Source organism: Paenibacillus sp. JNUCC 34 (assembly GCF_058269055.1).
Genome location: NZ_CM177770.1, coordinates 4,050,239 through 4,064,033, shown reverse-complemented (window position 1 = coordinate 4,064,033; position 13,795 = coordinate 4,050,239). Strand labels below are relative to the sequence as shown.

12 protein-coding genes are annotated in these 13,795 nt (G+C 47.1%); 9 read left to right on the top strand and 3 right to left on the bottom strand.

The window, feature by feature from the left end:
* Positions 1–76: 76 nt before the first annotated feature.
* Positions 77–394: a DUF1292 domain-containing protein gene (locus AC2TF5_RS19070; RefSeq protein ID WP_491298749.1), complete on the top strand. Its 318-nt coding sequence runs from the start codon at positions 77–79 to the stop codon at positions 392–394.
* Between the two features lie 63 nt (positions 395–457).
* Here the strand turns inward: AC2TF5_RS19070 and AC2TF5_RS19065 are convergent, their stop codons facing one another.
* On the bottom strand, positions 458–1,936 hold the full coding sequence (locus AC2TF5_RS19065; RefSeq protein ID WP_491298748.1) for an aminotransferase class I/II-fold pyridoxal phosphate-dependent enzyme: 1,479 nt from the start codon (positions 1,934–1,936) through the stop codon (positions 458–460).
* Positions 1,937–2,123: 187 nt separating this feature from the next.
* Here AC2TF5_RS19065 and AC2TF5_RS19060 point away from each other — a divergent pair, with 187 nt between their 5' ends.
* Positions 2,124–3,413 carry an MFS transporter gene (locus tag AC2TF5_RS19060; RefSeq protein ID WP_491298747.1) on the top strand — a complete coding sequence of 430 codons (1,290 nt, stop codon included), beginning with the start codon at positions 2,124–2,126 and terminating at the stop codon, positions 3,411–3,413.
* A gap of 130 nt (positions 3,414–3,543) precedes the next feature.
* Here the strand turns inward: AC2TF5_RS19060 and AC2TF5_RS19055 are convergent, their stop codons facing one another.
* Positions 3,544–4,167, bottom strand: coding sequence for a YktB family protein (locus AC2TF5_RS19055; RefSeq protein WP_491298746.1), 624 nt, complete (start codon positions 4,165–4,167; stop codon positions 3,544–3,546).
* Between the two features lie 279 nt (positions 4,168–4,446).
* Between AC2TF5_RS19055 and AC2TF5_RS19050 the strand changes: the two genes are divergently transcribed.
* The 3 genes from AC2TF5_RS19050 (at position 4,447) to AC2TF5_RS19040 (ending at position 7,657) form a co-directional block, all read left to right on the top strand.
* A complete protein-coding gene (locus tag AC2TF5_RS19050; protein WP_491298745.1) occupies positions 4,447–5,043 on the top strand; it encodes a YkzI domain-containing protein in 597 nt (198 codons plus the stop codon).
* 200 nt (positions 5,044–5,243) lie between these two features.
* Positions 5,244–6,653, top strand: coding sequence for an NADP-dependent phosphogluconate dehydrogenase (gnd, locus tag AC2TF5_RS19045; protein WP_491298744.1), 1,410 nt, complete (start codon positions 5,244–5,246; stop codon positions 6,651–6,653).
* Positions 6,654–7,123: 470 nt separating this feature from the next.
* Positions 7,124–7,657 (top strand): shikimate kinase, encoded by a 534-nt coding sequence (locus tag AC2TF5_RS19040; protein WP_491298743.1) that lies wholly within the window; start codon positions 7,124–7,126, stop codon positions 7,655–7,657.
* A gap of 93 nt (positions 7,658–7,750) precedes the next feature.
* Here the strand turns inward: AC2TF5_RS19040 and AC2TF5_RS19035 are convergent, their stop codons facing one another.
* A complete protein-coding gene (locus AC2TF5_RS19035; RefSeq protein ID WP_491298742.1) occupies positions 7,751–8,059 on the bottom strand; it encodes a rhodanese-like domain-containing protein in 309 nt (102 codons plus the stop codon).
* Between the two features lie 143 nt (positions 8,060–8,202).
* On the opposite strand from AC2TF5_RS19035, the gene aroA reads away from it, so the two are divergent.
* From aroA to ptsP, 4 genes are all read left to right on the top strand, one after another.
* Entirely contained in the window at positions 8,203–9,495 is a 1,293-nt protein-coding gene (gene aroA, locus AC2TF5_RS19030) for a 3-phosphoshikimate 1-carboxyvinyltransferase (RefSeq protein WP_491298741.1), read from the top strand.
* 50 nt (positions 9,496–9,545) lie between these two features.
* Complete coding sequence (locus AC2TF5_RS19025; RefSeq protein ID WP_491298740.1) at positions 9,546–9,968, top strand: CoA-binding protein; 423 nt, start codon at positions 9,546–9,548, stop codon at positions 9,966–9,968.
* Positions 9,969–10,091: 123 nt separating this feature from the next.
* Entirely contained in the window at positions 10,092–11,975 is a 1,884-nt protein-coding gene (locus AC2TF5_RS19020; RefSeq protein WP_491298739.1) for a glucose PTS transporter subunit IIA, read from the top strand.
* On the top strand, positions 11,972–13,735 hold the full coding sequence (gene ptsP, locus AC2TF5_RS19015) for a phosphoenolpyruvate--protein phosphotransferase (protein WP_491298738.1): 1,764 nt from the start codon (positions 11,972–11,974) through the stop codon (positions 13,733–13,735). Before AC2TF5_RS19020 ends, ptsP begins: the two co-directional genes overlap by 4 nt.
* Positions 13,736–13,795 lie beyond the last annotated feature (60 nt).

Below are 13,795 nucleotides of genomic sequence, written 5' to 3'. Positions count from 1 at the left end.
TTGGTAAATTGACCTAGTTATTTTTCCATGTTACCATACGGGAGTAGATAATTTAACTGAAGTGAGGTATTACTCAATGAGCGATCACAAACATGAACACGGAGATGCATGTGGCTGCGGTCACGATCATGAGCACGACCACGACCATGAAGAGTTTGTGCTTACTTTGACGGACGAGCATGGCAAAGAAGTGGAAATGGTACTCGTAGAGACATTTGATGTTAACGAGAAGCTGTATGCACTTCTTCTTGAGCGTGAAAATCCAGGAGCAGACGGCGTCATTCTGCGTATGGAAGAAGAGAATGAAGAAATGGTTCTTTACAATATCGAAGATGAAGAAGAATGGAATGCGGTTGAAGCAGCTTATAACGAGCTGGTAGCAGCTCAGGAATAGTATTTGTTAAACGTAAAGACCCCAGTGCAACGCACTGGGGTCTTTGATCTCTCACGCCTTTTTTTAGAAGATCGGGTCGGCCTCTACAATGACCTTAACGTTTTGAATGCTGCGGTCCTCTGGTCCTTTAACCGGAAGTCCGACATCTACGTGGTCAATAATATAATCGATGTTATCTTGGGAAATAACCTCGCCCGGCAGAAGAATAGGAATCCCTGGCGGATATACATATATGAATTCTGCAATAATCCGTCCTGCAGATTCCTTGAACGGAACAACTTCTGTATCGCCATAAAACGCGTCCCGTGGGATTAGGGAAAGCTGAGGAATTTCCGGAATTTTAACGATTAGCTCATTTATTTCGTTTACATTATTATAAGTCTTAGACATATGCCGGAGAGCAGTAATCAGTGTTTCGATGGACTCCGTCGAGTCTCCAGGTGTGACCAAACACAAAATGTTGTACATATCACTGAGTTCGACCTCAATATTGTAGTGCTCGCGAAGCCAGTTCTCGGTCTCATATCCGGTAATACCCAAATGGCGTACGTGAATGGTCAGTTTGGTCGGATCAAGGCTATAGGTCGCTTCGCCGCCGTCCAAAATGTCTTCCCCGAAGCAGTACAAGCCTTCGATCTCATTGATTGACTGCCGGGCATACTGGGCCATATCAATCGTTTTCTGGGCCATTTCATGTCCATTCAGTGCCAGGTTGCGCCGGGATGTATCGAGTGATGCCAGCAAAATGTAAGAGGTTGACGTCGTGGTTAGCATACTGATAATCGTTTGGATTCTAAACGGATTCACATAGCCGTTTTTCGTGTTGACGTTGAGTACAGAGCTTTGAGTCATCGAACCGCCAAGTTTATGGACACTCGTAGCGGCCATATCAGCACCAGCCTGCATCGCAGACATCGGCAGGTCTTCATGGAAATGAATCAGTACACCGTGCGCCTCATCAACCAACACAGGTACGTTGTAACTGTGAGCCAGATCTACGATTTCTTTCAAGTTTGCACTAACCCCAAAATAGGTTGGGTTGATAACAAGAACCGCTTTGGCATCAGGGTGTCTTTTCAACGCTTTGCGCACGGAGCTAATTGTAATTCCATGATCGATCCCTACATTGGAGTCCTGTGCCGGCGATACAAATACAGGCTTGGCTCCGGAATAGATAATGGCAGATAATACGGACTTGTGAACATTTCGGGGAACGATGATTTTGTCTCCAGGATTGCAGACAGACATGATCATGGTCATGATCGCTCCACTTGTACCCTGAACGCTAAAGAAGGTGTAGTCCGCTCCAAAGGCATCTGCCGCAAGCTTCTGTGCTTCTTCAATCACACCGGTAGGCTGATGAAGATCATCCAGCGGAGCGATGTTAATCAAATCTATCGAAAAGGCATTATCCCCTATAAATTCCCGGAATTCGGCATCAGTACCGAGGCCCTTCTTATGCCCCGGAATGTGAAATTGCACCGGGTTTTTGGCCGCGTGTTCTTTCAGTGCGGTGAAGAGCGGTGTACGGCTATGGTCCATGGACGCTGTCACAACCTTTCTGTGTGTGAAATTGTTTATGATTGTTAATTTGTGTTTCATATAAACAAAATTGAGTATAGCAAAATAAAGGGGGAATGCAAGCAAAGGATGTAGGAGGCATGTCTTCCCGAGAACAGGCAAGAATAGAGATATCGCTGTAACAGTATGAACGATGGGATGTGAAAATATGTCGCAAGTCATTTCCCCGGTGAAAAAGCGCCGATTATTGTCTCCTTTTTTCTTTGAGCTGCTCGCGATTATTTTTCTGGTCGAGTTTATTAAGGGGTCATTACTCGTGGCGGTTCTGCCGGTATATATGAAAAATGTTCTGGGCGTATCGGGAACCGTTATTGGTGTTGCTTTTGCCTTACAGTATTTGGGGGACAACCTGTTTCGCAGTCCAGCAGGCTGGATCGCGGAACGTCTTGGCTTCCGAGCAACCATGTCCGTAGCACTATCGATGGTTGTCATCGGCGTGGTGATTATTGCGTTTACCGACGGGCCGTTTTGGCTGTCGCTAGCATGTCTTATCCTTGGAACGGGAACTGCTCCTCTATGGCCTTGCGCTATGACCGGAGCCACGGAAATATCCGGCCCGAACAACAGCAACGGTACCGCTATGGGAGCCTTGGAGACTGCGGCACTGGCAGGAACGGGAGTCGGACCGATCACGATGAACTTTGTGATGGAGCATACGAACAAAAACTATCAGACAACTTTCTTAATTATGATTGGAGTGGGCATTATTCTTGTCCTGACCGCGCTGCTGCTTCCAGGCAGAGTGAAGTCAAAGCTAAAATCCGAAGTTTCTTCTTCTGCAGCAGCTGCTGGAAAGGGGATAAAATATAGGTTTAACAAACTACGGACAAGTGTCAAGTCCACACTGCATGAGATCAAGGCTACTTTGAATGTCAGCTGGCTTGTGTATCCAGCGCTATTTTTGCAGTCCTCTGTCATCGGTCTCCTCAGTCCGGTACTGACGTTGTATGTCAGTAATGAGCTTGGGGCTTCACCGAACCAGTATAGTCTGATGCTCATTGTTGGGGGAGGAATTACCGTACTGGCGCTTATTCCGGCAGGTAAACTGATTGATCGGTTTGGAACAAAATGGTTCTTAAATGTGGGATTTCTGCTATGCGCGTTTACACTGTGTATTTTTACTTTGTTTACATCACTACCGATTGTTTTCGGTTTGGTGTCCGTTGTCGGCATCGCGTATGCCATGATATTGCCAGCTTGGAACACGTTTGTTGCCAGTCTGGTCCCGAAAGGCGAGAGAGGCACCGTCTGGGGCTTCTTCTTAACTCTGCAAGGCTCGGGTATGGTGTTTGGACCTATCGTGTCCGGTTGGCTGTGGGACGGCATCAGTCATGGTGCACCATTTATTGCGAGTGGAATCGTTATGGGGATACTGTTCTTCATCCATCTTTTCCTTAGTAACCGTCAGAGACCCTCTATTCATCCGAGCCGTGCCTAGGCGTGAGAAAATAACCACTGTCCGCCAGAATCGGGCGATCCCAGTGTCTTATGCCTGAAAGGATACAACAAAATACAGCCTTCGCTCGCATCATGCGAATGAAGGCTGTGTTTGTTTTTAAACTCGAAATTTAAAATGCCATCCGGTACAGTGGCAGTAGGGTCTCAAAGGTATTCTGAATGGTCTCGACCAGCTTGTCCCCTTCAATGGTTGCAGCTTCCTCTCTAGGAATGCGCAGGCCGCACATAACTTCAGCTTTTTTCACCTGCTTCAGTTTATTGATGAGAACGCCGAAGCTTTCTTTATCCATCTCGGCATGCGGTATGCCATCAGGGTTCATATGATCCGTTGACCAGTAATATGACTTGGGTAGCTTGGAATTGATTTTGGCTAACTGCTTTTCCAGGTTGCCGGCGAACACGGTTTTGTTCGGGCTTTCATATATAATCGCAAAAATGATGAACAGATGCGATTCAAACATGCCAACCTCGAAATGGGGAAGTGCCTTGTAACCGCGTTTGTTAGCTGCCCAGGCAACCCAAGTATCGATAGGCGGATTGACGGTACGGCGTGCGTGTTTGGCAACATGGACGAACATTTCTTCACCGCATAAGGCGGATATGTATGGAGCAATTTCAGCGCCAAGCGTCTCCAGCTTTGGACGAACACGTTCAATCAACACTTCCATACGGTTTTCCAGACCTGGGACAAGGAATACATCGAAATCGTCTGCGGTAAATCCCGTGAAATTCATATATAAACAGCCTCCCTGTATCTAGTTATAACGTGTGCTTGTGGTTTGAAATATAAGAAAGTATAAATTTCATGCTTCATGCTTGACTTATATTTCTCGGAGAAACGCCTAAGGACGCCTAAAGCGTTTCTTCTTGGAGGGTAAAAATAGTCAATAAACCAAGTTACCGTTACATAAGATGAAGTATAAGATATAGATAAGACAACGTCAAAGCAGTCCATCGGGGTAAAACATCTCAGCCGTGTAAGATAGGAGAAGGAGTACCGGGGAGGGAGTGCCGTGAATAAGAGCGAGGAAGTGGAGTACTGCAATCTGGAACTCCGGTTTGACCGCCGGCATATCCAGGACTTGATTAAGGAACTGATCCAGGAAGGGTATTCGCTTTATTGGAGTGAGAACGAGGTCCAATTCGTTATTTCGATCAGGACGGGTCGAAAGCTTGTGAAACTGCGCTTCCAACGTACGGGCAGCGGCTATAAACTGGTCGGTGATTATATGATCAGGGATCCGAAGCTTGCGGAGTGGATGGAGAAGTTGATCGAGAACACGCGCGGTCATGCGGTTGTTAAACGGTTTAAAGACCGGCAGATTTTGATTGAAAATATTTTGTTTGGCGAAGTTATCCGGCTCGTAGAGATCTCAGGCTATCGGCAGCGTGTGCTCTACCAGAAAGGAACGCCAATGACGGAGCAAGAGATGATTCGTCTGTTCGAATCGAAGGAAGGGGAACGACGATTGCTGCTGTACAGGCTGGAGGCCGATGACGAGCTGGAGAAACTGTATGAGGCGATGCAATCGGGAAATGTAAGCGCCGCTGCTGATTGCAAAAAACGACTTCAGGAGATTTCTCTGGAATTGTTTCGTCTTGAATGGTAACAGGATTCTTGCATAAACTAAAAAGCACGAACAACACCTCAGACGTTCAGGGGTGTTTTCGCGCGGCCTATTTTCTTTTTGGAGGGGTTCACTTCTCCAAGGAAAAACGTTAATATAAGAGTATTGATACAAATCTCTCATTTTGACAGTATGGGATGAATATGTACAAAAATATATTGGAGTAAAGGATGGAGAACCAGATGGCAAAACAACAAATTGGTGTGATTGGCCTTGCTGTAATGGGTAAAAATTTGGCTCTTAACATCGAGAGCAAAGGCTTCACCGTATCCGTATATAATCGCTCTCCGCAAAAGACAGAGGATTTACTGAAGGAAGCGGAAGGAAAAAACCTTACTGGAACCTTTTCCATCGAGGAATTTGTAGAGTCGCTTGAAACTCCGCGCAAAATTCTAATCATGGTTCAAGCTGGACAAGCTACTGATGGTACGATTGAGCAGCTTCTCCCTCATCTGGACCAAGGTGACATCATTATCGACGGAGGTAATGCTTACTTCCCGGATACCGTTCGCCGTAACAAAGAGCTCGAAGCCAAAGGCTTCCGTTTCATCGGTGCCGGAGTATCAGGCGGAGAAGAAGGAGCGCTTAAAGGGCCTTCCATCATGCCTGGCGGACAAAAAAGTGCATATGAACTGGTTCAGCCGATCTTGACGGCGATTTCTGCTAAAATAAACGAAGAACCTTGCTGTACATATATCGGCCCGGATGGTGCTGGGCATTATGTAAAAATGGTCCACAACGGCATTGAATACGGCGACATGCAGCTGATTTGCGAAGCCTACCATCTCCTTAAGGATGTACTGGGGCTGGATTCCAAAGAACTGCATGCCATTTTCTCGGAATGGAACAAAGGCGAGCTTGACAGTTACCTGATTGAAATCACAGCTGATATTTTCTCGAAATACGATGAAGAGACTGGTAAACCGATGGTTGAAGTCATCCTCGATACCGCTGGCCAAAAAGGTACCGGTAAATGGACAAGCCAGAGCTCCCTTGATCTCGGCGTTCCATTGTCGATGATTACCGAATCCGTATTTTCCCGCTTCTTGTCGGCTATGAAAGAAGAGCGTGTGGAAGCAAGCAAAATTTTGAACGGTCCCAAAACGGAAAGCTTCTCTGGCGACAAAGCGGAGTTTATTGAAAATGTTCGCAAAGCGCTGTTCGCGAGCAAAATCGTGTCCTACGCCCAAGGCTTTGCCCAACTTCGCGTAGCTTCCGATGAATATAACTGGGATCTTCAATTCGGAGAACTGGCTAAGATCTGGCGTGGTGGTTGCATCATCCGTTCCCGTTTCCTGCAAAATATCACCGACGCATACAATAATAATCCTGAACTGAAAAACTTGCTCTTGGATCCGTTCTTTAAAGAGATCATTGAAAGCTATCAGGATGCATGGCGTAAGGTTATCGCTTCCGCTGTGACTCTGGGAATTCCGGTACCAGGCTTCGCAAGTGCTCTTGCATATTTCGATAGCTACCGTACAGCGAACCTTCCGGCCAACCTGCTTCAAGCGCAGCGTGACTACTTCGGAGCGCATACCTTTAAACGTGTAGATAAGGAAGGCGTATTCCACTTCAACTGGATGGATTAATATCATTTAGTCCATGCACGACATCAAGCAGACAGGCGCGAATGTTGTCATTATCGGCATGAAAGTGCGCTTTACTACTGAGCAGCAGCATGGCTGCCTCACAGTAACTGTTGAAGCTTTGCAGTAACCGTGGCTTTGAGAGGTCCAGCAGTGCTGGGTCTTTCGAAGCCACTTTTTTTTGCACGTAATGCAGGACCCATACAATATCCTCACGACAGAGAGGATGTGAAGGGTCTAATATCTGGCTGAGTCTCTTTGGTGGTTCCGGTCGGGTGAAATGGTCGGAAGACATAGTCTTGATATCACTCCTGACAATCTTAATCTTTGAAATAGGTATTATTATTTATATGACAAATGGGCGAAACATAGACTCGTAAAATATAAATATATGAAATGCTCATCAGGCTCGGTTGCTGGATTGTCCAAACTTTTCGGCCTGTGGTATGATATGAAAAAGTTTAATAGGATGGATGCGTAAATGGGGTGAGAAATTGAATCAAACAGACCGCAATATCATTCTGATCGGCATGATGGGAACGGGAAAGAGCACAGCCGGCCATCTAATCGCACAGCAATTGAATTATACCCTCGTTGATCTGGACTCAGAAATTGAAAAGGCGGTGGGTAAATCGATACCGGACATGTTTGAGTCTGAAGGTGAACCTTTTTTTCGCAACGCGGAAGCTACCGTATTAGAGAGAGTTCTCGGACGACAAAGACTTGTTATCGCCACCGGTGGAGGAGCTGTTCTCCGGAAAGAGAATTGTGAGCTTATGAGTAGTAATGGCTGGGTTGCAGCGCTTACGGCTGATGAAGCGGCTATCGTCCATCGTGTCCGGGGAGATGTGGGTCGTCCGCTACTGGCCGGAAACTTAGAGGAAAGAGTACGGAAGATTATGGAGGAACGCAAAGAATACTATCAGTTTGCGGATGTTACCGTGGACACAACGGGAAAATCTGCTCAAGAAGTAGCCCTTGATATTTTAATGCATTACCGCGGCTAAGCCACAAGGATTATTTCCGGTGCTTAAGAGGCGGGAAACTTTTTTCCCACCCCAGCCCAGAAGCCCAATTAAGAGAAGACTCTATCCGTGGGACTATTCCTCATCCGCATACCACTGGAGCATGCCGCCACTCATATTGATAATATTGTTGATACCCTGATGACTCAAAAAATTACACACATGCTCGCTGCGTCTGCCACTGCGGCAGATGAAAATAACTTCGGTGTTCCGGGGGATTTCGTCCAGCCGGTTAGGGATGTCACCCATCGGAATATGCTTAGCGCCGGCAATCATGCCTTGCGCAACTTCATCATCTTCACGTACGTCGATCATGTAAATATTTTCTCCACTTTGGAGTCTGCTTTTTAATTCGGAAGGTTCAATTTGAGAAATGGGTTTCATTATGTGACCTCTTTTCTGAAGATTATCGTGCATATAATTATGCCTTTATGATACCGAAGCAGAGAATTACATGTCAATTTTTCCATTTTGTGAAAAGAGAATGAAGATAGAACGATGCTTACTAAAAAAGGAGAGAATACATAATGGACGTTATTGTCAGACCGACACCCGAGTTAAAAGGGGAAATTGGAGCGTTGTCCTCCAAAAACTATACTACTCGTTATTTGCTTGTCGCGGCGCTTGCCGAAGGGGAAAGTACGATTTATTTTCCTGCCCACAGTGAAGATAGTGATGCGATGAGACGCTGCATTCAGGATCTCGGAGCAACGCTGGTTGAAGATGACGAGAAGGCGGTTATTACCGGCTTTGGACGCTCTCCGAAAGATGTGAAAGAACTGAATGTGGGAAATGCAGGAGCCGTACTCCGGTTTTTGATGGGAATTACTGCATTGTCCAAGGAAGTTACATTTGTAAATACTTATCCGGATTCACTTGGCAAACGTCCTCATGATGACCTCATCGATGCGCTGGGCCAGCTGGGGGTTGAGGTGGAGCACAACAATGGACGGCTGCCGATTACTATTCGTGGTGGTCAGCCGAAAGGCGGGAACATTTCGGTTTCGGGGTCGGTCAGCTCTCAGTACCTCAGTGCGCTGTTGTTCGTTACGCCGTTGCTAGCGGAAGACAGTGAAATTACGATCACGGGTGATCTGAAGTCTAAGGTCGTGATCGGCCAGACGCTTGAAGTGCTTGAACAGGCAGGCATCGTCATTCATGCAGCTGATGACTACATGCATTTCCGTGTTCCTGGAGGTCAGAGTTATCAAGCTAAAACATATACTGTGCAGGGAGACTATCCGGGATCTGCGGCCGTTCTTGCCGCTGCTGCAGTTACGCAATCGGATGTGACAATCCGCAATCTGTCCGAGGACAGTAAGCAGGGTGAACGTGCGATTATCGATGTGCTGAAGATGATGAAGACACCTCTGACACATGAGAATGGAGACGTTCGTGTACAAGGAGACGGCAAACTGCAAGCATTGGAATTTGACGGAGATACGGCGACGGACGCTGTTCTGGCCATGGTTGCTGCCGCAGTGTTCGCGGAAGGTACTTCCCGTTTCTATAACGTGGAGAATCTTCGCTATAAGGAATGTGACCGGATTACAGATTATTTGAACGAACTTCGCAAAGCAGGAGCTAATGTTGAGGAAAGGCAGTCCGAAATCATCGTCCACGGTCGTCCTGAAGGTGTGGAAGGCGGCGTAGAAATTAATGCGCATTATGATCATCGGGTTATTATGGCTCTGACTGTAGTTGGACTTCGTTCTGAGAAACCACTGGTCATTAAGGATGCACATCATGTTGCCAAATCGTATCCTCAATACTTCGATCATTTAAAAGCGCTTGGCGCCGATGTAGAATGGGTACAATAAAATGGGTATAAAGAAATATTCGAGAAACTCCGGAAAGGTGTGTATTCAAGATGGCGTTTGAAAATCCTTCACGTGAACAAATAGCAGACATTTTACGGAATGCTGGCAACATTGCGGTTGTTGGTTTGTCAGACCAAACGGATCGTACGTCATATATGGTCTCGCAGGCAATGCAAAACCGTGGCTATCGGATTATCCCTGTGAATCCAAAGGCGTCCGAAATTCTGGGTGAGAAGTGTTACGCATCACTTCAGGACATCCCGGAGCCGATTGATATTGTGAATGTGTTCAGAAGAAGTGAATACTGTGCTGACGTGGCGCGTGAGGCAGCTGAGATCGGTGCTAAGGTACTATGGCTACAGCAAGGCGTGGTTAGTAGCGAGGCGGCAGCAATTGCGGATGAGCACGGTATGATCGCGATCATGGACCGATGTATAAAGGTAGAGGATTCCATCGCCTTGAGGGGAAAATAATCATTCATGTCTAAAGTGTTAGGCAGGTTCCAGCATTGGGGCTTGCCCTTTTTTTAATAGGCCATATCTTTTGACAAAATCCGGATCAGCGCTTACCATCTAGAATAGAAAGGAGGGCTCGCCTTGAACTGGTTGGGATCATTACAGCAATTAGGAAGAGCAGTCATGCTCCCTACGATGGCTCTTCCTGCGGCAGCTCTCCTGCTTAGTATAGGGAGTTTGCCATGGGGTTCATGGGGATTTGAATCTTTGGGTGAGGTCGCTTCTGCGGCTGGCCACGGTGTGTTCTATTATATGCCCTATTTATTCGCGATCGGAGTCGCTTGGGGACTGTCTAATCAGGGAGGACCTGCGGGATTAGCGGCGCTCGCAGGCATGTTCATCTATGGTCAGGTCACCTCGATCGCTGGTGACGGAAGCGTTCAGCCATCAACCTTGATCGGTATTATATTCGGAGTTGTTTCGAGTATAGTTTACAACCGCTTTAAACATATAAAGCTTCCGGAGGCGATACAATTTTTCGGAGGCTCTCGTTTTGTTCTGCTCACTATGGGATTTTTCTCCGCCCTTTTTGCTTGGGGAATGATAAGTGTTGCCCCATTCATACAGAGAGGGTTTGAAGCCTTCTATACGCTGACCGTACATATGGGTGGATTCGGTTTGTTTTTATACGGGATTTTATACCGGGTTTTGACAGCTTTCGGGCTTCACCATTTATTAAACAATGTCTACTGGTTTCAGCTGGGTACATATGAAACAGCAGAAGGCACGATCGTTCAAGGTGATCTCCCCCGATTTTTTGCAGGTGACCCAACAGCGGGGGATTTTATGGCCGGTTTGTTCCCGATCATGATGTTCGCCCTGCCTGCTATTGCATTCGCAATTATTGGGGAGGCACGGGAGGATCTGAAACCTAAGGTCAAGAAGACGTTTATGCGTTCGGCTCTCGTTTGTTTTTTGACAGGGGTATCCGAGCAAATAGAGTTCGCCTTTTTGTTTGCTTCACCATATTTGTATGTCCTGCATGCGCTGATGGCCGGGTTTGCCATGGTTTTGACGTATACATTTGAAATTCATCATGGCTTTTCGTATTCTGCAGGGTTTATCGATTTTGTGATCAACTATCATCTGTCCCAAAATGCATGGATAATCATTCCGATTGGTATTGCCTACGGATTAGTTTATTATTTTCTGTTCAGGTGGGCGATCCGCAGGTTTGGCATTCCAACACCCGGACGTGAGGAAGGCTCTGCGCTGGAAGGATGGGCCGGGAATATCCCGTATCAGGCTCCGCTAATTTTGGATGCGCTGGGTGGGAAGGACAATATTGTACAGGTGGAATCCTGTATGACTCGGTTAAGGTTGACTGTATACAACGATCGTCAGATTGATACGAACGCACTTAAGCTTCTCGGTTCGGCAGGCATTATTAAGCTGGGTGGCGGCAACGTGCAGGTTGTATTCGGTACGTATTCCGAGCTGATCCGCGAGGAGATCAACAAGCTGATGCAGCGGGATCTGCCACGGGTATTGTTCAGTGCTCCGGTCCAAGGCCGAATGCTACCGATTGAGGAAGTGCCGGATGATATTTTTGCAGCCAAGCTGGTGGGCAGTGGTGTGGCCTTTATTCCGGAAAAGGGTGAGCTGGTATCGCCTGTATACGGAACAGTTATGCATATATATCCTACAATGCACGCTATCGGTATTTCTACGCCAGAAGGCTTGGAGGTTCTAATACACATTGGTATCGATACTTCGCAGCTGAAGGGGCCGTTTACGGCCGTCGTAAGCGAAGGAGACGCGGTGGAGCCGGGACAATTGCTGGTGAAATTTGATCTTGGTTACCTAAAGACACACGCGGCGTCACTTGCAACACCAATGGTTATTACGAATCCTGATAAAGTAAGGTCCTGGAGTTTTGCACCGTTCAAATCGGTCAAAAAAGGGCAGTCATCGGTCATGTCAGTTGTATTAAATGAAAGTAACGCTGGGGGTAGAGAATCATGATACAAGGCATTGGCGCAGCAGCGGGCGTTGCGTTCGGCAAGGCGTTTGTGCTTCCTCATTGGGAGCTTGATCTGCCAGATTCTGAAATCGACGCCGTCGATTTGGCCAAAGAGTTCGAGCGCCTTTATGAAGGCATTCGGACCTCCAAGGATGAAATTGAATATATCAAGAACGAATTCAAGGAAATGGTGGGGGATGAGGAGTCGCATATTTTTGATGCACACCTCGCTATTTTGGAGGATCCGGTATTCATGAATGAAATACAGGGTCTGATTGAGCGTCAATACAAAGCGGCCGAAGTTGCTGTAAAGGAAGCTATTGACCATTTTGTATCGATGTTCGATCTGCTTGATGATGAATATATGAAAGAGCGGGCGCTTGATATCAAGGATGTCGGAAACCGTCTTCTCAAACATTTACTTGGTGCGCCTGAAGTGACACTGCCGTCGGATACACAGCCGTATATTCTGGTGGCTAAGGAACTGTCTCCGTCGCAGCTTGCTCACCTCAACCCATCTCACGTTTTGGGCATAGTGACAATGGCGGGCGGAAAAACTTCCCATTCTGCTATTATGGCCAGAGCAATCGGGATTCCGCTTGTGTCTGGCATTGAGAACCGTTTGGAGAAGCCAATCCAAACAGGAGAGTTCCTCGTGCTGGATGGAGATGAGGGGCATCTGTACATTAATCCCAATCAGATGATACTGGACCGCTATAAGGCTATCCGGGATGAGCAGCGAAAGAAGAAGGAACAGCTTCAGCTGCTCTCGGCTGTGGAAGCTGTTACAAAGGACGGTTCTTATTTCCACCTGGCAGCAAACATGAACTCCTTGAAGGAACTGGATATGGCCTTGGGAAATGGTGCTGAGGGCGTAGGTTTGTTCCGCACAGAATTTCTTTACATGGACCGGAGCACATTCCCAACGGAAAATGAACAGTTCGAAGTATACCGGCAGGTTGCTGAAAAAGCAGGGGATTCATCTGTCGTAATCCGCACACTCGATATTGGCGGCGATAAGCAGTTGGATTATCTTTCATTGCCTGAGGAAGAAAACCCGGTTCTCGGATATCGCGCGATCCGGATCTGTCTGGATCGGACGGAGTTGTTCCAGACACAGCTGACCGCCATTTTAAGAGCCAGCGCTTACGGAAATGTTAAGATTATGTATCCGATGATCTCTTCCGTTGATGAGGTACGTCAAGCTAATGAAATACTTAAACGCTCCATGGCCGATCTTGACCGTCGTGGCATTTCCTTCAATCCTCACATCAAGGTTGGCATCATGATTGAAGTGCCCGCTGCGGTGAGCATTGCCGATCTCCTTGCTGAGGAGAGTGACTTTTTCAGTATTGGAACGAATGATTTAGTGCAGTATGTACTGGCGGTGGATCGTATGAACGAGCAGATTGCTCATATGTACCATCCGTTCCATCCAGCGGTGCTTCGTATGCTTCGGTCCACTGTAGAGGCTGCTAAGCAAGCTGGAATACCTGTCAGTGTATGTGGAGAACTCGCCGGCGATGAACGTGCAGTTCCACTCTGGCTTGAGCTCGGCGTGAAGGATCTAAGTATGTCTCCGCTTTCTTTGCTTAAGGTGAAGCACCGTGTTCTGAATACAAATTCGGAGGAGGCCAAGAAGGAGGCGACAGCCTGCTTCAAGCTTCGTACGAGTGCTGAGGTTGAAGAACGTCTTACCAATTTCGCGGAACGGAACAGTTTTTTAGCCGATGGTAACGGTACGGATATTTCAGCTTCATGATTGAGCTCTTCGCTTTGTATAGATTTTTTGCAGCCGCCTTTTTTGAGTGGACAAGCCTTC